Origin of the sequence: Streptomyces sp. NPDC050625 (assembly GCF_040654755.1) — a bacterium.
GTDB lineage: Bacteria > Actinomycetota > Actinomycetes > Streptomycetales > Streptomycetaceae > Streptomyces.
On the sequence record NZ_JBFAIQ010000003.1, the window covers coordinates 351,399 to 376,188 of the forward strand.

Below are 24,790 nucleotides of genomic sequence, written 5' to 3' on the forward strand. Positions count from 1 at the left end.
ACGGATGCAGCCGCCGGGTTGAACCCCTTACCCTCCTGTGGGAGTAGAGGGCTCCTCCGGCGTACTTCGGTCGTGGTACGAAGGCGCATGGACATCCGTCGTGCCACCACGGTCGCCGAAGTCGCCGCGGCCGAGCATCTGTTCGACCATCCGGTCCGCACGGAGTGGGCCGAGCGCTTCCTGACCGCCGCCGGACACCATCTGTTCCTCGCGTATGAGGAGGACGGCGAGAACGGTGAGACCGGCCCCGTCGGATTCGTCAGCGGCGTGGAGACCATCCACCCCGACAAGGGCACCGAGATGTTCCTGTACGAGCTCGCGGTCGCGGAGCCGTACCGGCGCCGGGGCATCGGGCAGGCGCTGGTGGGCCGGCTCGCCGGGCTGGGCCGGGAGCTGGGCTGCTACGGCATGTGGGTGCTGGTCGACACCGGGAACGACGTCGCCCTTGCCGCCTATCGCAGTGCGGGCGGCAAGGACGACGGTACGTGCTCTGTGGTGACCTGGGACTTCGGCTGAGCCGGGGTTACACCTGCGCGTCCTCGGGGATCGACACCAGCCAGCGGGTCTCGCCGCGCGGGCGGAGGTAGAAGACCCAGTAGAGGGTGGCGACGGCGGTGATGCCGCCGGTCCACAGCAGGTAGGTGGTCTCCTGCTGGACGAGGATGTCCGCCAGGACGACGATGAGCAGGATCGGCATCGCGGGCCACAGCGGCATGCGCCAGGCGGGCGTGTGCTTGTGGTGGCCGCGGCGGGCGAGCAGGGCGGCGACCGCGACGAGCAGGTACATGCCGGTCACCGAGACGCCCGTGACGCCGTAGAGCGTGTCCAGGTTGACGAAGCAGAGCAGCGCGCCGGGGACGCCCACCGCGAGCGTGGCGACCCAGGGGGAGCCGAAGCGGCCGAGCTTGGAGAAGACGTTGTTGACCGGCTCGGGCCAGGCCTTGTCGCGGGCGGAGGCGAACAGGACGCGGGAGTTCTGGATGACCATGACGATGCCCGCGTTGATGATCGCGAGGGCCACGCAGAGGCTGACGAAGGTGCCGACGGCCGAGTTGGACCAGGCGGTGACCATGGTGCTGATGTCGCCGCCGGTCAGCTCCTTGATGTCGGAGGCGCCCATGGTGATGGCGACGACCGGGACCAGGATGATCACGGTGGAGATGGCGAGGGTGGCCAGGACCGTGCGGGCGACGTTGCGGCGCGGGTGCTCCAGCTCCTCGGAGAGGTAGACGGCGGTGGAGAAGCCCTGGGTGACGAAGAGGGCGATCGCCAGGCCGGAGACGACCAGCATGGCCGTCACGGTGTCCGTGTGTCCGTTGCCGCCCGCGACCTGCATCGAGGTGAGGCTGCCGAGGCCGCGGTGGCCGTGGGTGAAGCCGAGCATGGCGACGACACCGGCGGCGATGACCTCCAGGACCAGGAAGATGCCGGTGATCCAGGCGTTGGCCCGCAGGTCGAGCAGACCGGCCAGGGTGGCGAGGAGCATCACGCCGGCGCCGGTCATCGCCGGGTCGAGGTGCACGATCGGCGCGAGGTAGTCGGCCGTGCCCATCGCGATCACCGGTGGGACGATCATCACGACCAGCAGGGACAGCACGAAGACCAGCCAGCCCGCCAGGCGTCCGGCCATCGTCGAGACCATGGCGTACTCGCCGCCGGCGCTGGGGATGAGGGTGCCCAGCTCCGAGTAGCAGAACGCCACGGCGATACAGAGGAGGGAGCCGATGGCGATCGTCAGGGCGGTCGCGGTGCCGAGCGAGCCGAACAGGTCCGGGACCACCACGAACAGCGTGGAGGCGGGCGTCACGCACGACAGGGTCAGCAGGGTGCCGCCGACCACTCCGATGGAACGCTTGAGCTTCTGAGGGGCGTCCGGGCTCCCGTCCGGGACGGCGGTCTCGACGGGGCGGAGCGTGTCGGTCATGCGGCGGTTCCGATCGACTCGTGCGGTGGTGGTTCGGGCGGGAGCGCTATCGCCTCCGGCGGCTCGCGTCGTACGTGTTTCTGTCGCTCCCGGCGCTGATGGAACCCCGACGAAAACCGGCGCGTCAATGGGTGTTTACCTACGGAATTCGAAGATCAACAGGCACTTTGATCACGTAAACAGCAGCTCGATGCAGGCAATTCGGCACCTGGGGTCCATACGAGAATCGCAGGACGAACGGCAAAAAAAGTAGCAGCGTCCGGTATACGGACGCCGTAAAGCGGTCGCACGACTGTCGGTGGGGCCCGCTAGAGTCAAGGAATCACAAGCACACAGCAAATTCAGGGGTGGGGAACACCATGAAGCTGAAGCACACCGTGGCCTGGGTGGGGTGTACGGCGGCGGCACTGCTGGCAACCTCCGCGTGCGGCTCCGAGGGCGCGAAGTCGGCGGCCAAGGCCGTGGACAACGCCGACAAGGCGATGGCGGCACTCGCGCGGGCGACGGACCGGACGGAGAACCTCGGCTCGGCCGAGGTGAAGATGAGCACCGACCTGGGCACGGGCACGGGCCCGGTGGCCATGGAAGGCACGTACTCCTGGGGCGACGGTTTCGCCTTCGACGTCGACATGGACACCAAGGCCGTCCAGATGCAGACGCTGACGAGCTCACCGACGGTCCGCATGCTCTTCGTGGACGGCGCTTACTACTACGACGTCGACCCGCAGCCCTCCGGCCCGCTCAAGGGCAAGGAGTGGATGAAGATCGACGGCTCGGCCGTGTTCGGCGAGAAGGGCGGCCAGGCGATGGCCGGGGGCACCGGCGGCGGCAGCCCGGTGGCCTCCATGAAGGCCCTGAAGTACGCCAGCGACGTCGACGACCTCGGCAAGCAGACCGTCGACGGACAGAGCACGACCCACTACCACGCCGTGGTGAAGGCGGACCAGATGGGCAAGCTCAAGGACGTCTACGGCGACCAGAACAACATGCTCAGCCAGATGACCGGCGCCAACGGCCAGATGACCATGGACATCTGGGTCAACGACAAGGACCTGCCGGTCCGCATGAAGCAGGCGTTCGGCTCCGCGACCGTCACCATGGACTTCAAGAAGTTCGGCAAGACGGCCACGGTCAAGGCCCCGCCCGCCGCGCAGACCGGTGACCTCACCGAGCTGGTCAAGCAGCAGCAACAGCAGAAGCAGTAGACCCGGGCACGGCGGTGCCCCGCCCTCTCCCTTGCGGAGGACGGGGCACGCCGTACGGGCTCAGTGGTTGCGCGGGAAGCCCAGGTCCACGCCCGCCGGGGCGTCGGCCGGGTCGGGCCAGCGCGTGGTGACGACCTTGCCGCGGGTGTAGAAGTGCGTGCCGTCGTTGCCGTAGATGTGGTGGTCGCCGAAGAGCGAGTCCTTCCAGCCACCGAAGGAGTGGTAGCCCACCGGCACCGGGATCGGCACGTTCACGCCGACCATGCCGGCCTCGATCTCCAGCTGGAAGCGACGGGCCGCGCCGCCGTCCCGGGTGAAGATCGCGGTGCCGTTGCCGAACGGCGAGGCGTTGATGAGGGCCACGCCCTCCTCGTAGGTGTCGACGCGCAGCACGCACAGCACCGGGCCGAAGATCTCGTCCTGGTAGGCCTTGGCGCTGGTCGGCACCTTGTCGAGCAGCGAGATGCCGAGCCAGTGGCCGTCCTCGAAGCCGTCCACGGTATAACCGGTGCCGTCCAGCACCACCTCGGCGCCCTCGGCCGCGGCGCCCTCCACATAGGAGGCCACCTTGTCGCGGTGCACCTTGGTGATCAGCGGGCCCATCTCGGAGGCCGGGTCGTTGCCCGGGCCGATCTTGATCTTCTCGGCGCGCTCGCGGATCTTCTCCACCAGCGTGTCGCCGATGGAGCCGACCGCGACGACCGCGGAGATGGCCATGCAGCGCTCGCCCGCAGAGCCGTAGGCGGCCGAGACGACGGCGTCGGCGGCCGCGTCCAGGTCGGCGTCCGGCAGCACCAGCATGTGGTTCTTGGCGCCGCCCAGGGCCTGCACGCGCTTGCCGTTGGCGGAGGCGGTGGTGTGGATGTAGCGGGCGATCGGGGTCGAGCCGACGAAGGAGACGGCCTTGACGTCCGGGTGCTCCAGCAGGCGGTCCACGGCCAGCTTGTCGCCGTGCACGACGTTGAAGACACCGTCCGGCAGACCGGCCTCGGCCAGCAGCTCGGCGATCTTGATGGACGCCGACGGGTCCTTCTCGGACGGCTTCAGCACGAAGGTGTTGCCGCACGCGATCGCGATCGGGAACATCCACATCGGGACCATCGCCGGGAAGTTGAACGGCGTGATGCCCGCGACGACACCCAGCGGCTGCCGGATCGAGGCCACGTCGACGCGGCTGGCGACCTGCGTCGACAGCTCGCCCTTCAGCTGCACGTTGATGCCGCAGGCCAGGTCGACGATCTCCAGGCCGCGGGCCACCTCGCCGAGGGCGTCGCTGTGCACCTTGCCGTGCTCGGCGGTGATCAGCTCGGCGATCTCGTCGCGGTGGGCGTCGAGCAGCGCGCGGAACTTGAACAGGACCGTGGTGCGCTGGGCCAGCGAGGACTGGCCCCAGGTGGCGTAGGCGTCCTTGGCGGCGGCGACCGCCGCGTCGACCTCGTCCACGGAGGCGAACGCGACCTTGGTGGTGACCGCGCCGGTCGCCGGGTCCGTGACCGGCCCGTACGAACCCGACGCGCCTTCGACGGTCTTACCGCCGATCCAGTGGTTGACGATCTTCGTCATGCCCGGTTACTCCTTCACAGATGGCGGCGTCGGGTAGAGACGTGCCGTTCGTACAGCTCACGTGCCTTGACCGCGGAGGATCGGGTCGCGGTCTCGGCCACAGGAACATCCCACCAGGCCTGCGCCGGAGGCGCGCCCGACACAGTGTCTGCGGTTTCGGTCTCCACGTAGACACAAGTGGGAGTGTCGGCCGCCCGCGCCTCGGCGAGTGCCGTGCGCAGGTCACCGACGGTCTTCGCGCGCAGCACGCGCATGCCGAGGCTGGCCGCGTTGGCGGCCAGGTCGACGGGCAGCGGGGCGCCCGTGTAGGTGCCGTCCTGGGCCTGGAAGCGGTAGGCGGTGCCGAACCGCTCGCCGCCCACCGTCTCGGACAGCCCGCCGATCGAGGCGTACCCGTGGTTCTGCACGAGCAGCAGCTTGATCGCGACGCCCTCCTGCACGGCGGTCACGATCTCCGTCGGCATCATCAGATACGTCCCGTCACCGACCAGCGCCCACACGGGCCGGTCGGGGGCGGCGAGCTTCACACCGATCGCGGCCGGGATCTCGTAGCCCATGCAGGAGTAGCCGTACTCCAGGTGGTACTGGTCCCACGAGCGCGACCGCCACAGCTTGTGCAGATCGCCGGGGAGCGAACCGGCCGCGTTGATGATCACGTCCGTCTCGTCGACTATCGAGTCCAGCGCGCCCAGCACCTGCGGCTGCGTCGGCCGTACGTCCGGCTCGTCGGCCTCGTAGCAGGCGTCGACGCGCTGCTCCCAGCGCTCCTTGTCCTCGGTGTACTCAGTGGCGTACGCGTCGGACACCCGGTGGGCGTGCAGCTCCAGGGCCTCGGTCAGCTCCTCCAGGCCGCTGCGGGCATCCGTGATCAGGGGTGTGCCGGAGAGCTTGTGGCCGTCGAAGGGCGCGATGTTGAGGTTGAGGAAGCGCACGTCCGGGTGGGCGAAGAGGGTGCCGGAGGCGGTGGTGAAGTCGGTGTACCGGGTGCCCACGCCGATCACCAGGTCGGCGGTGCGGGCGAGTTCGTCGGCGGTCGCGGTGCCGGTGTGGCCGACGCCGCCGACGTCCTGGGGGTGGTCCCAGCGCAGGGAACCCTTGCCGGCCTGGGTGGAGGCGACCGGGATGCGGGTGGCCTCGGCGAACTCGGCGAGGGCGTCCTCGGCACGGCTGTGGTGGACCCCGCCGCCCGCGATCACCAGCGGCCGCCGCGCCGCCCGGATCGCCCGCACGGCCTCGGCGAGTTCGACCGGGTCGGGGCCCGGCCGCCGTACGGTCCACACGCGCTCGGCGAAGAACTCGTCCGGCCAGTCGTACGCCTCCGCCTGCACGTCCTGCGGGAGGGCGAGGGTGACGGCGCCGGTCTCGACCGGGTCGGCCAGCACGCGCATGGCCTGGAGGGCGGCCGGGATCAGGGCCTCGGGCCGGGTGATCCGGTCGAAGTACTTCGACACCGGGCGCAGACAGTCGTTGACCGACACGTCGCCCGCGTACGGGACTTCGAGCTGCTGCAGGACCGGGTCGGCGGGGCGGGTGGCGAAGACGTCGCCGGGCAGGAGCAGGACGGGGAGGTGATTGACGGTGGCCAGGGCGGCGCCGGTCACCAGGTTGGTGGCGCCGGGGCCGATGGACGTCGTCACGGCGTGTGTGGACAGGCGGTTGGACTGACGCGCGTAGCCGACCGCCGCGTGCACCATGGACTGCTCGTTGCGGCCCTGGTGGTACGGCATGTCGCCGCCGTACTCGATGAGCGCCTGGCCGATCCCGGCGACGTTGCCGTGGCCGAAGATGCCCCAGGTGGCGTCGATCAGCCGGCGGCGTACGCCGTCCCGCTCCGTGTACTGCGCGGCCAGGAAGCGGACGAGCGCCTGCGCGACCGTGAGCCTCGTCGTTGAGGTCATCGGTAACCCTCTGTGCTTTCTAGGTGGGCCGGATGGAAGCAGATCCGCCACTCCCGTGTCTCACCCGGACCGGACATGACGTTCAGGTAGTACATGTCGTGCCCGGGCTGGGCGATCGACGGTCCGTGCCATCCGTCGGGGACGAGGACGGCATCGCCGGAGCGGACCTCGGCGAGGACGTCGGTTCCGCCCTCACGGGAGGGGAATACGCGCTGATAGCCGAAACCGTTCGGGCCGTCGATCTCGAAGTAGTAGATCTCCTCCAGCTCCGACTCCTCGCCGGGCCGGTGTTCGTCGTGCTTGTGCGGCGGGTACGAGGACCAGTTGCCGCCGGGCGTGATCACCTCGACGGCGATCAGCTTGTCGCAGTCGAAGGAGTCGGCGGAGGCGAAGTTGCGGACGCGGCGCGAGCAGTTGCCGCTGCCGCGCACCTCGACGGAAACCTCCGGCGCGGGGCCGTAGCGGGCGGGGAGTCGTCGCTCGCACTTCGCTCCTGCCAGGGCGAAGCGGCCTCCCGCGCCGGAGGCGATCTGGACCCGGGCGTCACGGGGGGCGTAGGCGAAGTCGGAGGCTCCGCCGAACACGCTTTCCCTGCCCAGGAGTTGGAACTCGTTTCCCTCTGTCCGGACGGTACATCCGCCTTCCAGCGGAAGCACGATCCACTCGCTGTCACCGGTGGTGAAGATATGCGTACCGCCGGGCTCCAGCTCGACGATCCGCAGACTGCTGTGCGTCCATCCGGCCCGTTTGGGGTCGATGTCGACGACATACTGGGCGCCCGCGGTCGAGCCCTTGCGGAGGTGCAGGTCATTGCTGGTCATACGGCCCCCTCACAGCAGTCCTACGGCGGTGTCCACGGCGGCGGCCACATCGCCGTCCGCCGGGTACAGCAGTGAACGTCCCACCACCAGGCCCCGCACGGTGGGCAGTTGGAGGGCGCCGTGCCACTTCTCGTACGCCGCCTCCTGGTCGTCCCCGACCTCGCCGCCCAGCAGTACCGCGGGGAGCGTGGAGGTCTCCATGACCCGGGCCATGTCGTCGGGGTTGTCGGTGACCGGCAACTTCAGCCAGGTGTAGGCCGAGCTGCCGCCCAGGCCCGAGGCGATGGCGATGGACTTGGTGACGGCCTCGGCGGACAGGTCGTTCGTCACCTTCCCGTCGGGGGTGCGGCTGCTGATGAACGGCTCGACGAAGACCGGGAGCCGGCGGGCGGCCATGTCGTCGATGGCCCGGGCGGTGGACTCCAGGGTGGTCAGGGAGCCCGGGTCGTCGTAGTCGATGCGCAGCAGCAGCTTGCCCGCGTCGAAGCCCAGCCTCTGTATGTCCTCGGGGCGGTGGCCGGTGAAGCGGTCGTCCATCTCGAAGGACGCGCCCTGCAGTCCGCCGCGGTTCATCGAGCCCATGACGACCTTGTGGTCGAGGGCGCCGAGCAGCAGCAGGTCGTCGAGGATGTCGGCGGTGGCGAGCACGCCGTCGACGCCGGGCCGCGACAGCGCGAGGCAGAGGCGTTCGAGCAGGTCGGCGCGGTTGGCCATGGCCAGTCTGCGGTTGCCGACACCGAGGGCGCCGCGGGCCGGGTGGTCGGCGGCGACGATCATCAGCCGGCCGTCCTCGTTGAGGAGGGGCCGGCGGGCGCGGCGGACGGCGGCCTCGGCGATCGCCTCGGGGTGGTGGGTGCGGGTGTGGACCAGCGCGGAGACGTCCACGCGCGCGTGCCCGATGCCCTCCCCGCCCTCGTGGTGGGCGCCGCCCACCTTGCCGGCCCTCACAGCACCGCTCCCGCGGCGAGGGCGGCGGCCACCTCGTCCTGGGTGGGCATCGCGGAGGAGCACTCCAGCCGGGAGGCGACGATCGCGCCGGCCGCGTTGGCGTGCCGCATGGTCTTCTCCAGGTCCCAGCCGGCCAGCAGTCCGTGGCAGAGCGAGCCGCCGAAGGCGTCGCCGGCGCCGAGTCCGTTGAGGACGTGGACCGGGAGCGGCGGGACCTCGGCCGACTCGCCCTCCCGGTTCACGGCGAGGACGCCCTTCGGCCCCTGCTTGACGACGGCCAGTTCGACACCGGCGTCGAGCAGCGCGCGGGCGGCGGCGTGCGGCTCGCGCACACCGGTGGCGACCTCCACCTCGTCCAGGTTGCCCACGGCGACCGTGGTGTGGCGCAGGGCCTCGGCGTAGAAGGGGCGGGCGTTGTCCGGGTCGTGCCAGAACATCGGGCGCCAGTCGAGGTCGAAGACCGTCGTACCGGACTTGGCCCGGTGCGCGAGGGCCGCCAGCGTCGCCGTACGGCTCGGCTCCTCGCTCAGTCCCGTACCGGTGACCCAGAAGATGCCCGCCTCGCGGATGGCGTCGAGGTCCAGCTCATGGGCGTCGATCTCCAGGTCGGGCGCCTTGGGCTGCCGGTAGAAGTAGAGCGGGAAGTCGTCCGGCGGGAAGATCTCGCAGAAGGTGACCGGCGTGGGCAGTCCGGGGACCGGGGTGACCCAGCGGTCGTCGACTCCGAAGCCGCGCAGGGCCTCGTGCAGATAGGCGCCGAAGGCATCGTCACCGGTGCGGGTGATGACGGCGGTGCTCCGGCCCAGGCGGGCCGCGGCGACGGCGACGTTGGTGGCCGACCCGCCGAGGAACTTGCCGAAGGACGACACCTGGGCGAGTGGAACACCTGTCTGCAGCGGATAGAGGTCCACTCCGATCCGCCCCATGGTGATCAGGTCGTACGCCATCGGTTTCCCTTCGTCACGGCTCTCCCCCGGTTTGTAGTCCCGTAACCGGAGCCCTGTCAATGGTTTGTCCGGACATTCGGACCAGTGTCGGCGTGTGGGTCTGCCACGGCCGTGTCACAAACACCTGCCGCGTGTCACATACGTCACGCGTACGCGGGTCCTCGGTCACACTCGGCCGACAGGCCCTGCCCGTTGCTCACTGTGCGTCGTTCACCGTGCACAGGCTTGGCGATCGCCAGCGAAGCGCCCGGCTCCCCCGACGGCCGTCCCCGGCCGCCCCCGCGGTGCGCGCACGGAGGTGCAGCTCATGACCGACCGACGGCTCTGGTCCTACAAGGAGATCGCGGCCCACATCCGCGTCCAGCCCGACACCGTGCGGTCCTACCGCAAGCACGGGCTGCTGCCCCCGCCCGACCATGTGGAGGGCGGCAAGCCCTACTGGTACGCCGACACCGTGCGGGCCTGGGTCGCCTCCCGGCCCGGCAACCGCGGGCGCAGACAGGCCTGAACCCGCCCGGCGCGCCCGGTGTCCCACCCTGGCGTGGGACACCGGCGACACGGGCACCTCGGCCGGCTCAGCTCCAGGGTTCGACGACCGTGACGCCCGCGCCCGGTGCCGTGTCCATCGCCGCGAGTGCGGCCGGGGCCGCGTCCAGTGGGATCGTCGCGGTGACCAGCAGGTCGGGGCGGAGGACTCCCGCGCGGACCAGTTCCAGCATCGCCGGGTAGGTGTGCGCGGCCATGCCGTGGCTGCCGAGGAGTTCGAGCTCCAGGGCGATCGCGCGGGCCATGGGGACCGGCGTCGTACCGTCCGGGGAGGGCAGGAGACCGACCTGGACATGGCGGCCGCGGCGGCGCAGACCGTTCACCGAAGCGGCGCAGGTGGACGGGGAGCCGAGCGCGTCGAGGGAGAGGTGGGCGCCGCCCGAGGTGAGGTCGAGGACGGCCGCCGCCGTGTCCGGAACCCGCGTCGCGTCCACGCACTGCGCCGCGCCGAACTTCCGTGCCAGGTCCAGGGCTTGGGGTGATACGTCGATGGCGACCACCCGGGCTCCCGACGCCGCGGCGATCATCACCGCCGACAGGCCCACGCCCCCGCAGCCGTGCACCGCGACCCACTCCCCCGCCGACACCCGGCCCTGCTGGACCACCGCGCGGAAGGCGGTCGCGAAGCGGCAGCCGAGGGAGGCCGCGGTGGCGAAGGACATGCCGTCCGGGACCGCGACCAGGTTCACATCGGCGTGGTCGAGCGCCACGTACTGGGCGAAGGAGCCCCAGTGGTGGAAGCCCGGCTGGGTCTGCCGCTCGCACACCTGCTGGTCGCCCGCCGCGCAGGCGGAGCAGCTTCCGCAGGCGCAGACGAAGGGCACGGTGACCCGGTCGCCGGGGCGCCATCCGGTCACCCGCGGGCCCACCGCCTCGACGACACCGGCGAGTTCGTGCCCCGGCACGTGCGGGAGCCGGATGTCCGGGTCGTGCCCCATCCAGCCGTGCCAGTCACTGCGGCACAGCCCGGTCGCCTCGACCCGGACCACGACCCCGTGCTCGGCGGGCTCCGGGTCGGGCACCTCCCGCACCTCGGCCGGCTTCCCGTACTGCTCGAACACCACGGCTCTCATGCGCCACAGCTTCGCAGAACACGCCCGCCGTTCACACCGCCGCGGCCTCCTTCTCCTTGTCGGCCTCGGCGGGCGCGGCCGGCTCTCCCTCGCTCAGTCCGAACCGCTGGTGGAAGCGGCGCAGCGGACCCGGCGCCCACCAGGTGGCGCGGCCGGTCAGGCGCATGATCGCCGGGACCAGCAGGCTGCGCACGACCATCGCGTCCATCACGACGGCGAGCGCGATGCCCAGGCCGAGCATCTTGGTGTTGGTCACCCGGGAGGTGCCGATCGCGACCATCACCACGGCCAGGATGACCGCCGCCGCGGTGATCAGCCCGCCCGTGCGCTGCAACCCGTGCCGCACCGCCTCGTTGTGGTCGCCCGTGCGGTCGTACTCCTCCTTGATGCGGTAGAGCAGGAACACGCCGTAGTCCATGGAGAGACCGAAGGCCACACAGAACATCAGGACCGGCAGGGTCGTCTCGATGGAGCCGGGGCTGGTGAAGCCGAGCGGGCCGGAGAGATGGCCGTCCTGGAAGACCCAGACCACCGCGCCGAACATCGCCGTCAGACTGAGCGCGTTGAGCACCACCGCCTGGACCGGTATCAGCACGCTGCCGGTGAGCAGGAAGACCAGGAACAGGGTGACGATCGCGATGAACGCGGCCGCCCACGGCAGGCGCTCGGCTATCGCGTGCTTGGAGTCGACCAGGACGGCGGCCGTGCCGGTCACCTTGGTGTCGAACGGGGCGTCCAGGGCGCGCAGGTCGCCCACCAGGCTCTGGGCCGCGTCGTCGACGGCCTCGCCCTTCGGCAGCACCGTGAAGTACGCCGAGTCGCCCTTCACCAGCGGGCCGTCGACCCGTGCCACCTCCGGCAGGGCGGAGACCCGCTGCGCGTAGGCGGCGTACTGCGCCTTGGTCGCCGTCCCCTCGGCCAGCACCTCGAGTCCGCCGCCGGGGCTGCCGGGGAAGCCGTCCCGGACGTGCTGCTGCACGACGTGGGACTCGGCGCCCGACGGCAGCTGGCGGTCGTCCGCAGTGCCGAACTTCACGCCCAGGAAGGGCAGTCCGAGGAGGATCAGGAGCGCCGTGGTGCCGATGGCGAAGAACGGGGCGCGGCGCATCACCAGCGCCGCGGTGCGCGACCAGGCCGTGCCTTCCTCGCCCGAGGCCTTCGGCTCCCGGCCACGGCGGAACAGTCGGCGCAGGTCGAGGGAGTTCACCCGGTGGCCGAGCAGCATCAGCGCGGCAGGAAGCAGGATCAGGGCGGCCGCGGCGGCCAGCAGCACGACCGCTATGCCCGCGTAGGCGAACGAGCGCAGGAAGTACTGCGGGAAGAGCAGCATCGCCGCCAGGGACACCGCGACCGTGAGCGCGGAGAAGAGCACTGTGCGCCCTGCCGTGCGCAGGGTTGTGCCGACGGCCGTCAACGGATCGGCGCCCGTGGACAGTTCCTCGCGGAAGCGGCGGACGATGAAGAGTGCGTAGTCGATGGCGAGGCCGAGTCCCAGGGCCGTGGTGAGGTTCAGCGCGAAGACGGAGACGTCGGTGAGCTCCGTCAGGCCGCGCAGCACCGCGTTCGTTCCCAGGATGGCGACGATGCCGATGCCCAGCGGCAGCAGGGCCGCGACGGCGCTGCCGAAGACCATCACCAGCAGCAGGAGCGTCACCGGAAGGGCGATCAGCTCGGCCCGGGCCAGGTCCTCCTTGATGATCGTCTGCATCTCGTGCCGTACGGCGACGATGCCGCCGACCTTGACCTTCACCGGACCGTGCGCCCCGCGGTAGTGGGGCGCGATGCGGTCCAGGGTGTCCCCCATCGCCTTCTCGTCGCCCGTGATGCGGGCGGCTATCAGCGCCTCGTGGCCGTCCTTGGCGCGCAGGGCCGGAGCCGCCGAAGGATCGGCCTGCCAGTAGGAGCCGACGCCCACGACGCCCTTCTCACCGGACAGGCGCTCGACGAGGGTGCGGGCCTGGGCGGCGACCGCCGGGTCGTCGACCGAGGCCCGGCCGGAGTCGACGAGGAGCAGGAGGTTGGGCTGGGAGTCGGGGAACGCGCGCTCCAGTGCCTTGGTCGCATAGGTGGACTCGGCGTTCGGGTCCTCCCAGCCGCCGCTGCCGAGGCGGTCGGCGACGCCGCTGCCGGCCAGCACCGCGAGCACGGTGAGCACCAGGGCCGCGAGCAGCGACAGCCGCGGCCGGGCGGTCACGAAGCGGGTCCACCCTCCGACCCGGGGTGGCCTGTTGACTTCGGTCATCGTGCGGTGTCCCCTTCACCGTGACCCGTGCTGTACGCAGGCAGGCAGCATGGATCGGTCATTGCCATAGACTGACAAACACGAGAGATCGCTCGCGTTTCTCAAGAATGCGAGCGAGCACTCGCGTTTGTCAATCACGCTCGGAAGCTGGGGATAAGCCGTGCCCGATAAGGCCGTGCCCGATAAGCCGGGGAAGGAACAGGGCAAGGAACAGCCGCGCCGCCGCCAGGCCCGCGGCGAGCGGCGCATCGCCCAGTTGCTGGAGGCCGCGGCCTCCGTCTTCTGCACGACCGGCTACACGGCGGCCAGCACCAACGCCATCGCCCGCGAGGCGCGTGTCTCACCGGGCACGCTCTACCAGTTCTTCCCGAACAAGGAAGCGATCGCGATCGAACTGGGCGACCGGCTCATGCACGAGATGCGGGAGACCTACGGCGAGGCGCTCGCGCCGGTCGGCCCCGACACCCCGCTGGAGGAGGCCGTCTCCGCGGCCGTCGACCGCTTCATGGCCTTCAACACCGAGCACCCCGTCTTCTTCGCGCTCATGCACGGCCCCGACATCCCCGGCCGGATGGCCGAGCAGCACGACGCGCTGCACACCACCCTCGTCGGCCGCATCGAGGGGCTGATCTCCTCGTACCTCCCCGACGCGCCCCCGGCCGACGTCACGCGCACGGCGCAGATCTGCCTCGGCATCTACAAGGCGGGACTGGAGCTGGTCCTCACCCATGAGGGTGCGCAGCGCGAGGCGTACATCCAGGAAGTGAAGAACGTCCTCATCCGCTATCTGGAGCCCCTGGTCGGCAGCCGACTCGGCGTCAGTGACAGCCGCCGGGCAGCGACATAGGGTGCACCGGTCGTATTCACCGCATTCCCCTCGTCCTGCGGCACAAGGCACATCTGCTTAAGGTGCGGATGAATCGCCTCAGCCAGCAGGAGCACGAGGGGACTTGCCGTGACCCACTCTCCGCCGCCCGGCGCACCCCGCGCCCGCATCCCCGGACCCAAGCAGCCCCCACCGCCCTACCCCCGCATCCGCGCCGGTCTGTGGCGGCGCTGCCTGGCCGGCGGGCTCGGTCTGTGGGTGCTGACCGCGCTGGTGACGTACGCGACGAGGAGCTTCGCGCCGCTGCCCACCCTGATCCTGCTCGGCGGCTTCCTGGTCCCCGTCACCTTCGTGCTCTGGGCCTATGAGCGGCACAGCCGCGACCTTGGGGTCAGCGCGATCCTCGGCTGCCTCCTGGCCGGCGGCGCGCTCGGCGTGCTCGGCGCGTCGGTGATGGAGTACCACCTGCTCCGCCCCTCCCTGTCGCTGTTCGTCGGCGTCGCGCTGATCGAGGAGGCGGCGAAGCTCGGCGCGCTGGTGTTCGTGCTGCGCCGGCAGCCGGGGATCCGCGGCACCCGGGCCGGGATGGTGCTCGGCGCGACCGTCGGTCTCGGCTTCGCGGCGCTGGAGAGCGTCGGCCACGCGTTCGACGCGGCCGTCTCCGCCTACGGCGTCGATCTGCGGACCCTGCTCGAAACCGAGCTTCTGCGCGGGGTGGTGGCGCCCTTCGGGCACGGCCTGTGGACGGCGATCACGGGCGCCGTCCTGCTCTCCCACCGCCGCCCGAACGGCCGCTTCCGGCTCGTCTCCCCGGTCGTCGCCGCCTACGCCGGCGTCTGCCTGCTGCACACCCTGTGGGACTCCACGCACGGCGCGGCGGTCTGGATCGTGGCCCATCTGGTCGGCACCGGACCGGACCGGCAGCCGCTCGCCCAGGGGTACCTCCCCGCGCCCACCGAGGTGCGGGACCACCTCTTCGCGCTCTTCTCGATCGGCACTCTGGTGCTCGTGTCGCTGCTCGGCGTCGGCTGGGCGGGCTCGCTGGCACGCCGGGACACCTCTTGGAGAAATACCCCCTAGGGGTATAGTCTGAGGAATGAGGGCCTCATCGTGGGCCCCACCGGCCTCACACGCCTCGACGAGGAGCAACAACATGACCACCCAGACCGACACCCCGGGCTCCGTCACCACCGTCTACAAGGTGAGCGGGATGAGCTGCGGACACTGCGAGGGCTCCGTCTCCAGTGAGATCTCCGAGATCCCCGGCGTCGACTCGGTGAAGGCCGTCGCGTCCACCGGCGAGGTCACCGTGGTCTCCGCCGCCCCGCTCGACGAGGAGGCCGTCCGCGCCGCCGTCGACGAGGCCGGCTTCGAGCTCGTCGGCAAGGCCTGACCCTCCGGGCCCGGCGCAGCGAGCGGGGCCCGAAACCTTTCGCCACCGACCGGGCCGTACCGACCAGCTGATACTGGCTTCCGTACGGTCCGGTCCGATGTCTGGAGTCCGGACATGACCAGCAGCACCACAGACACGACCAGCAGCACCGCGGATACGCCGATACACACCGGGACCGCCGAGGTCGAGCTCGTCATCGGTGGGATGACCTGCGCCTCCTGCGCCGCCCGGGTCGAGAAGAAGCTCAACCGGATGGACGGCGTCACCGCCACGGTGAACTACGCGACGGAGAAGGCGAAGGTCTCGTACGCCGAAGGCGTGCAGGTCGCCGATCTGATCGCCACCGTGGTGAAGACGGGGTACACGGCCGAGGAGCCCCCGCCGCCGCTCCCCGAACCCGAGACCGGGCCCGAGAACGCGGAAGCGCCCGAGGCGGACCCCGAACTCACCGCCCTCCGTCACCGTCTGCTGGTCTCCGCCCTGCTCGCCGCCCCGGTGGTGCTGCTGGCCATGATCCCGGCGCTGCAGTTCGACAACTGGCAGTGGCTCTCGCTCACCCTCGCGGCCCCGGTCGTCGTCTGGGGCGGTCTGCCCTTCCACCGGGCCGCGTGGACCAACGCCCGGCACGGCGCCGCCACCATGGACACGCTCGTCTCGGTGGGCACGCTGGCCGCGTTCGGCTGGTCGCTGTGGGCGCTGTTCTTCGGCGACGCGGGCATGGCGGGCATGCACGACGAGTTCCGGTTCACCGTCTCCCGCATGGACGGCGCGTCCACCATCTACCTGGAGGTCGCCGCCGGAGTCGTCGCGCTGATCCTGCTCGGCCGCTATCTGGAGGCCCGCTCCAAGCGGCGCGCCGGGGCGGCGCTGCGGGCGCTGATGGAGCTGGGCGCCAAGGACGTCGCCGTCCTGCGGGACGGCCGTGAGGTGCGCGTTCCGGTGGCCTCCCTGGCGGTCGGCGACCGGTTCGTCGTACGGCCCGGCGAGAAGATCGCCACCGACGGCACCGTGGTCGAGGGCGTGTCCGCGGTCGACGCCGCCATGCTGACCGGCGAGTCGGTGCCGGTGGACGTGTCGGTCGGCTCCAAAGTGACGGGCGCGACGGTCAACGCCGGGGGCCGGCTGGTCGTCGAGGCGACCCGGGTCGGCGCGGACACCCAGCTCTCGCGGATGGCGAAGCTCGTGGAGGACGCTCAGAACGGCAAGGCGGAGGTGCAGCGGCTGGCCGACCGGGTCTCGGCGGTGTTCGTGCCGGTGGTCATCCTCATCGCGCTGGGCACGTTCGGCGTGTGGCTCGGCGTCACCGGGGACAGCGTGGCCGCCTTCACCGCGGCCGTCGCCGTGCTGATCATCGCCTGCCCGTGCGCGCTGGGCCTGGCCACGCCGACCGCGCTGATGGTCGGCACCGGCCGGGGCGCCCAGCTCGGCATCCTGATCAAGGGCCCGGAGGTCCTGGAGTCCACGCGCCGCGTCGACACGGTCGTCCTGGACAAGACCGGCACGGTCACCACCGGCCGGATGACCCTCCAGGAGGTGTACGCCGCCGAGGGCACCGACGAGAAGGAGCTGCTGCGGCTCGCGGGCGCCCTGGAGCACGCCTCCGAACATCCGGTCGCCCGGGCGGTCGCCGCGGGCGCCGAGAAGCGTGTCGGGACGCTGCCGGACGTCGAGCACTTCGAGAACGTCCCCGGGCGGGGCGTGCGCGGGCGCGTGGCGGGGCGTGAGGTGGCCGTGGGCCGCCTTTTCGAGACCCTTCCGGAGGATGTGGCCCGCGCCCGTGACGAGGCCGAGAAGGGCGGTCGTACGGCCGTCGTGGTCGGCTGGGACGGAACGGCACGGGGTGTCCTCGCCGTCGCCGACGCGGTCAAGCAGACCAGTGCGGAGGCGGTGCGCGAGCTGCGCGCGCTCGGGCTCACGCCGGTGCTGCTCACCGGGGACAACCGGGCGGTGGCCGAGACGGTCGCGCGTGCCGTGGGGATCGACGAGGTGATCGCCGAGGTGCTCCCCGAGGACAAGGTGGCGGTCGTACGACGGCTGCAGGGCGAGGGGCGGACGGTCGCCATGGTGGGTGACGGCGTCAACGACGCGGCCGCGCTCGCCACCGCCGATCTGGGTCTTGCGATGGGGACCGGTACGGACGCGGCGATCGAGGCGGGCGATCTGACGCTGGTGCGGGGGGATCTGCGGGTGGCCGCGGATGCCATCCGGCTGTCGCGGCGGACGCTGAGCACGATCAAGGGCAACCTGGTGTGGGCGTTCGGCTACAACGTCGCCGCGCTGCCGCTGGCCGCGGCCGGGCTGCTGAACCCGATGATCGCGGGGGCGGCGATGGCCTTCTCGTCGGTGTTCGTGGTGACGAACAGCCTCCGTCTCCGTACGTTCCGCTGAAGTTACCGACAGTAAGGCCAAGTCGAAGTAAGAGTCCCCCTAGAGTCCAACGCGCGCCTCACATAAGCTCTTCACAAGGCTCGCGCATCATCCTTACGCTTGGGCTTCGATCGTCGTATCGGGGCTCTTGCGTATCTAACGGACATATGCAAGAGACGCAGATCACAGTGATGTGAACGTAACCATCGAAGGGGTTCGAAGGTCTAAGTTGGCGATGTCGTACAGCGTCTTGGGGGGCGTTGGGCGGCATCTGGGGATGTCTTGGGGGACTTCCTCAGAAATGCGTTGCCGGGGCGCGTACTTCGGGAAGCTTTGAGCGGCCCTCCCGATCGGTACGGGTCCCGGCAGATCGCACCGCATCACTGGAGCACGACCGGGTACGGCGAGTTCTGCTCGTTGTGCTCAACCAGCGATTCAGGCGCTGTCCTCGCAAGCGCCCGGCCGGATCCCGTGGGGGGAATCCGCACCGGGACATGGGAAGGCGCCCTGGTCGTCGGCCCGTGGGGGGACCGACGCTCCAGGGCGCCTTCTGTCTGTCTCTCTCTTTACGGCTCGCTTCGCCGCCGGGGCGCCGCAGTACGGATATTCCAGCAATCCCGCGCCCTCCACCGGCAGGCCCGCGCCGCCCCACACCGGGACGAAGTCCCGCACGCCCGACCCGAGGCCGCGCCGCCCCGGGGTCAACCCCAGACCGAGGGACCCCGCCGAACCGGCGCCCCCTACCGGCAGGCATCAGCGCTCCCCGCCAAAACGACAGCGGCCCCCGCCGCAGCCGCGACCATGCCCACCGGGCCACGAAGCCCCCGCAGCACCGAAGCCGACGGAGCACCAGCCAAGCGGCGGGAGCCTCAGACCAGCAGCAGGGACACCAGCGAACCGGCGCCCCCCACCGGCAGGCATCAGCGCTCCCCGCCAAAACGACAGCGCGCCCCGCCGCAGCCGCGACCATGCCCACCCGGCCACCAAGACCCCCCAGCACCGAAGCCGACGGAGCACCAGCCAAGCGGCGGGGAGCCTCGGACCAGCAGCAGGGGCACCGGCGGACCGGCGCCCCCCACCGGCATGTGTCAGCGTTCCTCGACCGGGATGAAGTCGCGCTCCACCACGCCCGTGTAGATCTGGCGCGGGCGGCCGATGCGGGAGCCCGGCTCCTTGATCATCTCGTGCCACTGGGCGATCCAGCCCGGCAGCCGGCCGAGGGCGAACAGGACCGTGAACATCTCGGTCGGGAAGCCCATGGCCCGGTAGATCAGACCGGTGTAGAAGTCGACGTTCGGGTAGAGGTTGCGCGAGACGAAGTAGTCGTCGGAGAGCGCGTGCTCCTCCAGCTTCAGCGCGATGTCCAGCAGCTCGTCGGACTTGCCGAGGGCGGAGAGGACGTCGTGCGCGGCGGCCTTGATGATCTTGGCGCGCGGGTCGAAGGACTTGTACACCCGGTGGCCGAAGCCCATCAGGCGGACGCCGTCCTCCTTGTTCTTCACCTTGCGGATGAAGGAGTCGACGTCGCCGCCGTTCGCCTGGATGCCCTCCAGCATCTCCAGGACGGACTGGTTGGCGCCGCCGTGCAGCGGGCCCCACAGGGCGGAGATGCCGGCCGAGATCGACGCGAACATGTTCGCCTGCGACGAGCCGACCAGGCGAACCGTCGACGTCGAGCAGTTCTGCTCGTGGTCGGCGTGCAGGATGAGCAGCTTGTCGAGCGCGGAGACGACGACCGGGTCCAGGTCGTAGTCCTGCGCCGGGACCGAGAAGGTCATACGGAGGAAGTTCTCGACGTAGCCGAGGTCGTTGCGCGGGTAGACGAACGGGTGACCGATCGACTTCTTGTACGCGTAGGCCGCGATCGTCGGGAGCTTGGCGAGCAGACGGATCGTCGAGAGGTTGCGCTGCTTCTCGTCGAACGGATTGTGGCTGTCCTGGTAGAAGGTGGACAGCGCCGAGACGACCGACGACAGCATCGCCATCGGGTGGGCGTCACGCGGGAAACCCTTGTAGAAGTTCTTGACGTCCTCGTGCAGCAGGGTGTGCTGCGTGATGTCGTTCTGGAAGGAGGTGAGCTCGTCGATGGTCGGCAGCTCACCGTTGATCAGCAGATAGGCCACCTCGAGGAAGGTGGAGCGCTCGGCCAGTTGCTCGATCGGGTAGCCGCGGTACCGGAGGATGCCCGCCTCGCCGTCGAGGTAGGTGATCGCGGATTTATAGGCGGCGGTGTTGCCGTAGCCGCTGTCCAGAGTCACCAGACCGGTCTGGGCGCGGAGCTTCCCGATGTCGAAGCCCTTGTCGCCGACGGTGCTGTCGATCACCGGGTAGGTGTACTCGCCGTCGCCGTACCGCAGTACTACAGAGTTGTCGCTCACGTCTTCCCTCACCGACGTAGTGCCTCATCTTCGAGGTGCCCTGACTGTCTCTACCATCCCCCATTTGGCTCAGGAGAGTGCACTCGGGGTCGACCATTGGGCCTACTGACGGCACTCAGTGCCGCCAACCTGCTCATCCTGCCCGGTTGTTTCCCCATCTGGAAGTGCTCTGTGACCTTCGCGACTCATTTGATCGATCATTTTTTGGGAGCGAGCCGGAAGTCCAGTGCCGTACAGCGTCGCCCGGCCGACACCGTGCGCACCGCCTGGCCGATCGCCTTGCGTGAACCGACGAGGACGACCAGCTTCTTGGCGCGCGTGACCGCCGTGTAGAGGAGGTTGCGCTGCAGCATCATCCAGGCACCCGTGGTGACCGGGATCACCACCGCCGGATACTCACTGCCCTGCGAGCGGTGGATGGTCACCGCATACGCATGCGCCAGTTCGTCCAGCTCGTCGAATTCGTACGGAACCTCCTCGTCCTCGTCCGTCAGCACCGTGAGGCGCTGGTCGACCGGGTCGAGCGAGGTGACCACGCCCACGGTGCCGTTGAAGACACCGTTCTTGCCCTTCTCGTAATTGTTGCGAATCTGGGTGACCTTGTCTCCGACCCGGAAGACCCGGCCGCCGAACCGTTTCTCGGGCAGGTCGGGGCGGCCGGGCGTGATGGCCTGCTGGAGCAGGCCGTTGAGCGTGCCGGCGCCCGCGGGACCGCGGTGCATGGGCGCCAGGACCTGGACGTCCCGGCGCGGGTCGAGCCCGAACTTGGCCGGAACACGCCGGGCCGCCACATCCACGGTGAGCCGCCCCGCCTCCTCCGTGTCGTCCTCGACGAAGAGGAAGAAGTCCTTCATGCCGTCGGTGAGCGGATGCTGCCCCGCGTTGATCCGGTGCGCATTGGTCACCACCCCGGACTGCTGCGCCTGACGGAAGACCCTGGTCAGACGGACCGCCGGGATCGGGCTGCGGTCGGCCAGCAGATCCCTCAGCACCTCTCCCGCGCCCACGCTGGGCAGCTGGTCCACGTCCCCCACGAACAGCAGATGGGCCCCCGGAGCCACCGCCTTGACCAGCTTGTTGGCGAGGAGCAGGTCCAGCATGGAGGCCTCGTCCACGACCACCAGGTCGGCCTCCAGCGGGCGGTCCTTGTCGTACGCCGCGTCGCCGCCCGGCCTGAGTTCGAGGAGCCGGTGGACGGTGGACGCCTCGGCTCCGGTCAGCTCGGCCAGGCGCTTGGCGGCCCGGCCGGTGGGCGCGGCGAGCACGACCCTGGCCTTCTTGGCGCGGGCCAGCTCCACGATCGAGCGGACCGTGAAGGACTTGCCGCAGCCTGGCCCGCCGGTCAGGACGGCGACCTTCTCGGTCAGCGCCAGCCTGACCGCGGCCTCCTGCTCCGGGGCGAGCTCGGCACCGGTACGGGACTTCAGCCAGCCCAGCGCCTTCTCCCAGGTCACGTCCCGGAAGCCGGGCATCCGGTCCTCGTCGGTGCGCAGCAGGCGCAACAGCTGGGCGGCGAGGGAGAGTTCGGCGCGGTGGAAGGGGACGAGGTAGACGGCGGTGACCGGCTCGCCGCCGTCCGGGCCCGGGACCTTCTCCCGTACGACACCGGGGTCGGACCCGTCCTCGGGCGGCTCCGCCAACTCGGCGAGGCACTCGATGACCAGCCCGGTGTCGACCTGCAGCAGCTTCACCGCGTCGGCGATGAGCCGCTCCTCGGGCAGATAGCAGTTCCCCTGGTCGGCGGATTGCGAGAGCGCGTACTGCAGTCCGGCCTTGACGCGCTCCGGGCTGTCGTGCGGGATGCCGACGGACTGGGCGATCTTGTCGGCGGTGAGGAAGCCGATGCCCCAGACGTCGGCGGCCAGTCGGTACGGCTGGTTCTTCACGACCGAGATCGAGGCGTCGCCGTACTTCTTGTAGATGCGCACCGCGATGGACGTCGAGACCTCCACCGTCTGCAGGAAGAGCATGACCTCCTTGATCGCCTTCTGCTCCTCCCAGGCGTCGGCGATCTTCCTGGTCCGCTTGGGCCCCAGGCCGGGGACCTCGATCAGCCGCTTGGGCTCCTCCTCGATGATCCGCAGGGTGTCCATGCCGAAGTGCTGGGTGATGCGGTCGGCGAAGACCGGTCCGATGCCCTTGACCAGCCCGGATCCGAGGTAGCGCCGGATGCCCTGGACCGTGGCCGGCAGGACCGTCGTGTAGTTCTCGACGGTGAACTGCTTGCCGTACTGGGGATGAGAGCCCCAGCGGCCCTCCATGCGCAGGGACTCGCCCACCTGGGCGCCGAGCAGCGCGCCGACAACGGTGAGGAGATCGCCGGCGCCTCTGCCGGTGTCGACCCGGGCGACCGTGTAGCCGTTCTCCTCGTTGGCATACGTGATCCGTTCGAGCACGCCTTCCAGCGTGGCCGATCGCCGCTCCCCGGGCTGGGAAGCCCCCGCCTGATTGGACATGATCCGACGCTACAGGGGGCCTGTGACAGTCCGGGAAGCCCACGGGCAACGGGCGGGATGTACAGGCGCGCCATACACGTCGGAACAGTCGGGACAGGAGCCTCATATGTACGACTACGACCTCCTGGTCGTGGGATCGGCCAACGCCGACCTGGTGATAGCTGTCGAGCGGCGTCCCGGCGCCGGAGAGACGGTGCTAGGCGGAGACCTGGCCGTCCACCCCGGCGGCAAGGGCGCCAACCAGGCGGTCGCGGCCGCCCGGCTCGGGGCCCGTACGGTCCTGCTGGCCCGGGTCGGGGACGACGCCCACGGCCGACTGCTCCTGGAGTCGCAGCGGGCGGCCGGTGTCGACACGGTGGGGGTGCTGGTCGGCGGTGCGCCGACCGGGGTCGCGCTGATCACGGTGGACCCGTCCGGGGACAACAGCATCGTGGTGTCGCCGGGCGCGAACGGCCGGCTGACGCCGACGGACATACGGGCTGCCGGGAGCCTCTTCCACGCCTCCCGGGTGGTGTCGGCGCAGCTGGAGATCCCGCTGGAGACGGTCGTGGAAGTCGTACGCGGCATCGCCCCCGACAGCCGCTTCGTCCTGAACCCCTCCCCGCCGCGCCCGATCCCGGCCGAGGTGCTGGCCGCCTGTGACCCGCTGATCGTGAACGAGCACGAGGCGAGGGTCGTCCTGGGGGACGCCTGTGTGAGCGAGCGGCCCGAGGACTGGGCGCGGCTGCTGCTGGCGAAGGGCCCGCGGTCGGTGGTCGTGACGCTGGGCGCGGAGGGCGCGCTGGTGGCCGACGCCCAGGGCGTGGCGCGTGTTCCGTCGGTGAAGGTGGCCGCGGTGGACACCACCGGCGCGGGCGACGCGTTCACCGCGGCACTGGCCTGGCGCCTGGGGACGGGCGCGTCCCTCACTGAGGCGGCGGCCTACGCGGCCCGCGTGGGAGCCGCCGCCGTGACGAAGCGGGGCGCGCAGGAGTCGTTCCCGACGGAAGAAGAGGTCGCGAGGCTCTGAGAGAAGGCGCCGGCCACGTCGGCAGGCGCCGGACAGCTTCGAGGGGGCCTGGTCCGTCGACCAGGCCCCCTCGGCTCTTCCCCTCCGTATCAGAACCCCCGCGATCCCCCCGGATCCCCCTCCAGAAGTCCTGACGCCAAGTACGACACGGCGGGTGGGAAAAGGGTTGTACGGGCATTCCAAGATTTTTTCAGCCTCATGCGGCCGAGCCAGTCCGCGTTGCCGAGCAGGTGCGGCTCGTCGGCGGCGACGGTCTGCGACAGCAGTTCCCCGAGCAGCGTGACCTCGGTGAGGTTGTATCAGCGGTCGTGACGGTCGAAGCGGGCCGTCCGCGTTCCAGCCGCCCCAGTACCGCGCCCATTTCCGTTACATGATCATTTGATCACGTGTTCCATGAATCGCGCCGCGGTCTCCGCGAGCACCTCCCGCCCGTCCCGCGCCCACAACTCCTCGTTGAACAGCTCCACTTCGATGGGACCGGTGTAACCGGCCGCCTCCACGTACCGCGTCCACTCCCGCATGTCGATCGAGCCGTCCCCGAGCTGCCCGCGTCCGTTGAGGACGCCCTCCGGCAACGGGGTGGTCCAGTCGGCGAGTTGGAAGCTGTGGATACGGCCGCCCGCGCCCGCCCGCTCGATCTGCGCGGGCGCCGAGTCGTCCCACCAGATGTGGTAGGTGTCCACCGTGACGCCCACCTGGTGCGCGGGGAAGCGTTCCGCGAGGTCCAGGGCCTGGGCGAGGGTGGAGACCACACAGCGGTCGGAGGCGTACATCGGGTGGAGGGCCTCGATGGCCAGCCGTACCCCCCGGGACTCCGCGTACGGGCCCAGCTCCGCGACCGCGTCCGCGATGCGCTCGCGGGCGCCGTACAGGTCCCGGGAGCCGGCCGGGAGGCCGCCCGAGACCAGCACCAGGGTGTCGGTGCCGAGCGCGGCCGCCTCGTCGACGGCGCGGCGGTTGTCGGCAACGGCGACGGCACGCGCGTCCGGGTCGACGGCCGTGAAGAAGCCGCCCCGGCACAGGGTGGTCACCGTCAGACCCGCGTCACGGACGAGCTTCGCGGTCTCCTCAAGGCCGTACGTCTGCACGGGCTCCCGCCACAGGCCGACGTTGCCGATGCCCAGCTCGCGGCAGGCGTCGACCAGTTCGGGCATCGACAGCTGCTTCACGGTCATCTGGTTGATGCTGAAACGC

19 protein-coding genes are annotated in these 24,790 nt (G+C 70.3%); 8 read left to right on the forward strand and 11 right to left on the reverse strand.

All coding sequences use genetic code 11. The features are described 5' to 3' along the window. Positions 1-87 precede the first annotated feature (87 nt). On the forward strand, positions 88-516 hold the full coding sequence (locus AB0I54_RS09080) for a GNAT family N-acetyltransferase (RefSeq protein ID WP_363295259.1): 429 nt from the start codon (positions 88-90) through the stop codon (positions 514-516). A gap of 7 nt (positions 517-523) precedes the next feature. Here AB0I54_RS09080 and AB0I54_RS09085 read toward each other — a convergent pair whose 3' ends face one another. After that, positions 524-1,924, reverse strand: coding sequence for an APC family permease (locus AB0I54_RS09085; RefSeq protein WP_363295260.1), 1,401 nt, complete (start codon positions 1,922-1,924; stop codon positions 524-526). 359 nt (positions 1,925-2,283) lie between these two features. Between AB0I54_RS09085 and AB0I54_RS09090 the strand changes: the two genes are divergently transcribed. Then, positions 2,284-3,129 (forward strand): hypothetical protein, encoded by an 846-nt coding sequence (locus tag AB0I54_RS09090; RefSeq protein WP_363295261.1) that lies wholly within the window; start codon positions 2,284-2,286, stop codon positions 3,127-3,129. A 60-nt stretch (positions 3,130-3,189) separates the two neighbouring features. On the opposite strand, the gene mmsA is transcribed toward AB0I54_RS09090, so the two are convergent. The 5 genes from mmsA to iolC are packed head-to-tail and all read right to left on the reverse strand — an operon-like array spanning position 3,190 to position 9,306. Beyond that, positions 3,190-4,692, reverse strand: coding sequence for a CoA-acylating methylmalonate-semialdehyde dehydrogenase (gene mmsA, locus AB0I54_RS09095; protein ID WP_363295262.1), 1,503 nt, complete (start codon positions 4,690-4,692; stop codon positions 3,190-3,192). 14 nt (positions 4,693-4,706) lie between these two features. Further along, positions 4,707-6,590 (reverse strand): 3D-(3,5/4)-trihydroxycyclohexane-1,2-dione acylhydrolase (decyclizing), encoded by a 1,884-nt coding sequence (gene iolD / locus AB0I54_RS09100; protein ID WP_363295263.1) that lies wholly within the window; start codon positions 6,588-6,590, stop codon positions 4,707-4,709. Next, a complete protein-coding gene (iolB, locus tag AB0I54_RS09105; protein WP_363295264.1) occupies positions 6,587-7,411 on the reverse strand; it encodes a 5-deoxy-glucuronate isomerase in 825 nt (274 codons plus the stop codon). Before iolB ends, iolD begins: the two co-directional genes overlap by 4 nt. A 9-nt stretch (positions 7,412-7,420) precedes the next feature. Continuing rightward, complete coding sequence (locus tag AB0I54_RS09110) at positions 7,421-8,311, reverse strand: deoxyribose-phosphate aldolase (RefSeq protein WP_363295512.1); 891 nt, start codon at positions 8,309-8,311, stop codon at positions 7,421-7,423. A 44-nt stretch (positions 8,312-8,355) separates the two neighbouring features. Beyond that, a complete protein-coding gene (gene iolC, locus AB0I54_RS09115; RefSeq protein WP_363295265.1) occupies positions 8,356-9,306 on the reverse strand; it encodes a 5-dehydro-2-deoxygluconokinase in 951 nt (316 codons plus the stop codon). 307 nt (positions 9,307-9,613) lie between these two features. Between iolC and AB0I54_RS09120 the strand changes: the two genes are divergently transcribed. Beyond that, a complete protein-coding gene (locus AB0I54_RS09120) occupies positions 9,614-9,814 on the forward strand; it encodes a MerR family transcriptional regulator (RefSeq protein ID WP_263208920.1) in 201 nt (66 codons plus the stop codon). Positions 9,815-9,881: 67 nt separating this feature from the next. Here AB0I54_RS09120 and AB0I54_RS09125 read toward each other — a convergent pair whose 3' ends face one another. Further along, positions 9,882-10,925 (reverse strand): zinc-dependent alcohol dehydrogenase family protein, encoded by a 1,044-nt coding sequence (locus tag AB0I54_RS09125; RefSeq protein WP_363295266.1) that lies wholly within the window; start codon positions 10,923-10,925, stop codon positions 9,882-9,884. A 31-nt stretch (positions 10,926-10,956) separates the two neighbouring features. After that, positions 10,957-13,167, reverse strand: coding sequence for an MMPL family transporter (locus AB0I54_RS09130; protein ID WP_363295267.1), 2,211 nt, complete (start codon positions 13,165-13,167; stop codon positions 10,957-10,959). Between the two features lie 175 nt (positions 13,168-13,342). Between AB0I54_RS09130 and AB0I54_RS09135 the strand changes: the two genes are divergently transcribed. The 4 genes from AB0I54_RS09135 (at position 13,343) to AB0I54_RS09150 (ending at position 17,774) form a co-directional block, all read left to right on the forward strand. Continuing rightward, positions 13,343-14,014, forward strand: coding sequence for a TetR family transcriptional regulator (locus tag AB0I54_RS09135; RefSeq protein WP_363295268.1), 672 nt, complete (start codon positions 13,343-13,345; stop codon positions 14,012-14,014). 108 nt (positions 14,015-14,122) lie between these two features. After that, complete coding sequence (locus AB0I54_RS09140; protein WP_363295269.1) at positions 14,123-15,073, forward strand: PrsW family glutamic-type intramembrane protease; 951 nt, start codon at positions 14,123-14,125, stop codon at positions 15,071-15,073. Positions 15,074-15,146: 73 nt separating this feature from the next. Beyond that, entirely contained in the window at positions 15,147-15,386 is a 240-nt protein-coding gene (locus tag AB0I54_RS09145; protein ID WP_316754217.1) for a heavy-metal-associated domain-containing protein, read from the forward strand. Positions 15,387-15,500: 114 nt separating this feature from the next. Further along, entirely contained in the window at positions 15,501-17,774 is a 2,274-nt protein-coding gene (locus AB0I54_RS09150) for a heavy metal translocating P-type ATPase (RefSeq protein WP_363295270.1), read from the forward strand. A 1,067-nt stretch (positions 17,775-18,841) separates the two neighbouring features. On the opposite strand, the gene AB0I54_RS09155 is transcribed toward AB0I54_RS09150, so the two are convergent. After that, positions 18,842-20,131, reverse strand: a complete 1,290-nt coding sequence (locus tag AB0I54_RS09155; RefSeq protein ID WP_363295271.1) for a citrate synthase — start codon at positions 20,129-20,131, stop codon at positions 18,842-18,844. Positions 20,132-20,328: 197 nt separating this feature from the next. Then, positions 20,329-22,587: an ATP-dependent RecD-like DNA helicase gene (locus AB0I54_RS09160; protein WP_363295272.1), complete on the reverse strand. Its 2,259-nt coding sequence runs from the start codon at positions 22,585-22,587 to the stop codon at positions 20,329-20,331. A 106-nt stretch (positions 22,588-22,693) separates the two neighbouring features. Between AB0I54_RS09160 and AB0I54_RS09165 the strand changes: the two genes are divergently transcribed. Then, positions 22,694-23,596 (forward strand): ribokinase, encoded by a 903-nt coding sequence (locus tag AB0I54_RS09165; protein ID WP_363295273.1) that lies wholly within the window; start codon positions 22,694-22,696, stop codon positions 23,594-23,596. A gap of 374 nt (positions 23,597-23,970) precedes the next feature. Here AB0I54_RS09165 and AB0I54_RS09170 read toward each other — a convergent pair whose 3' ends face one another. Continuing rightward, the gene (locus tag AB0I54_RS09170) at positions 23,971-24,771 is read right to left on the reverse strand and encodes a sugar phosphate isomerase/epimerase family protein (RefSeq protein ID WP_363295274.1); all 801 of its coding nucleotides are present in this window, start codon (positions 24,769-24,771) and stop codon (positions 23,971-23,973) included. Positions 24,772-24,790: the final 19 nt, after the last annotated feature.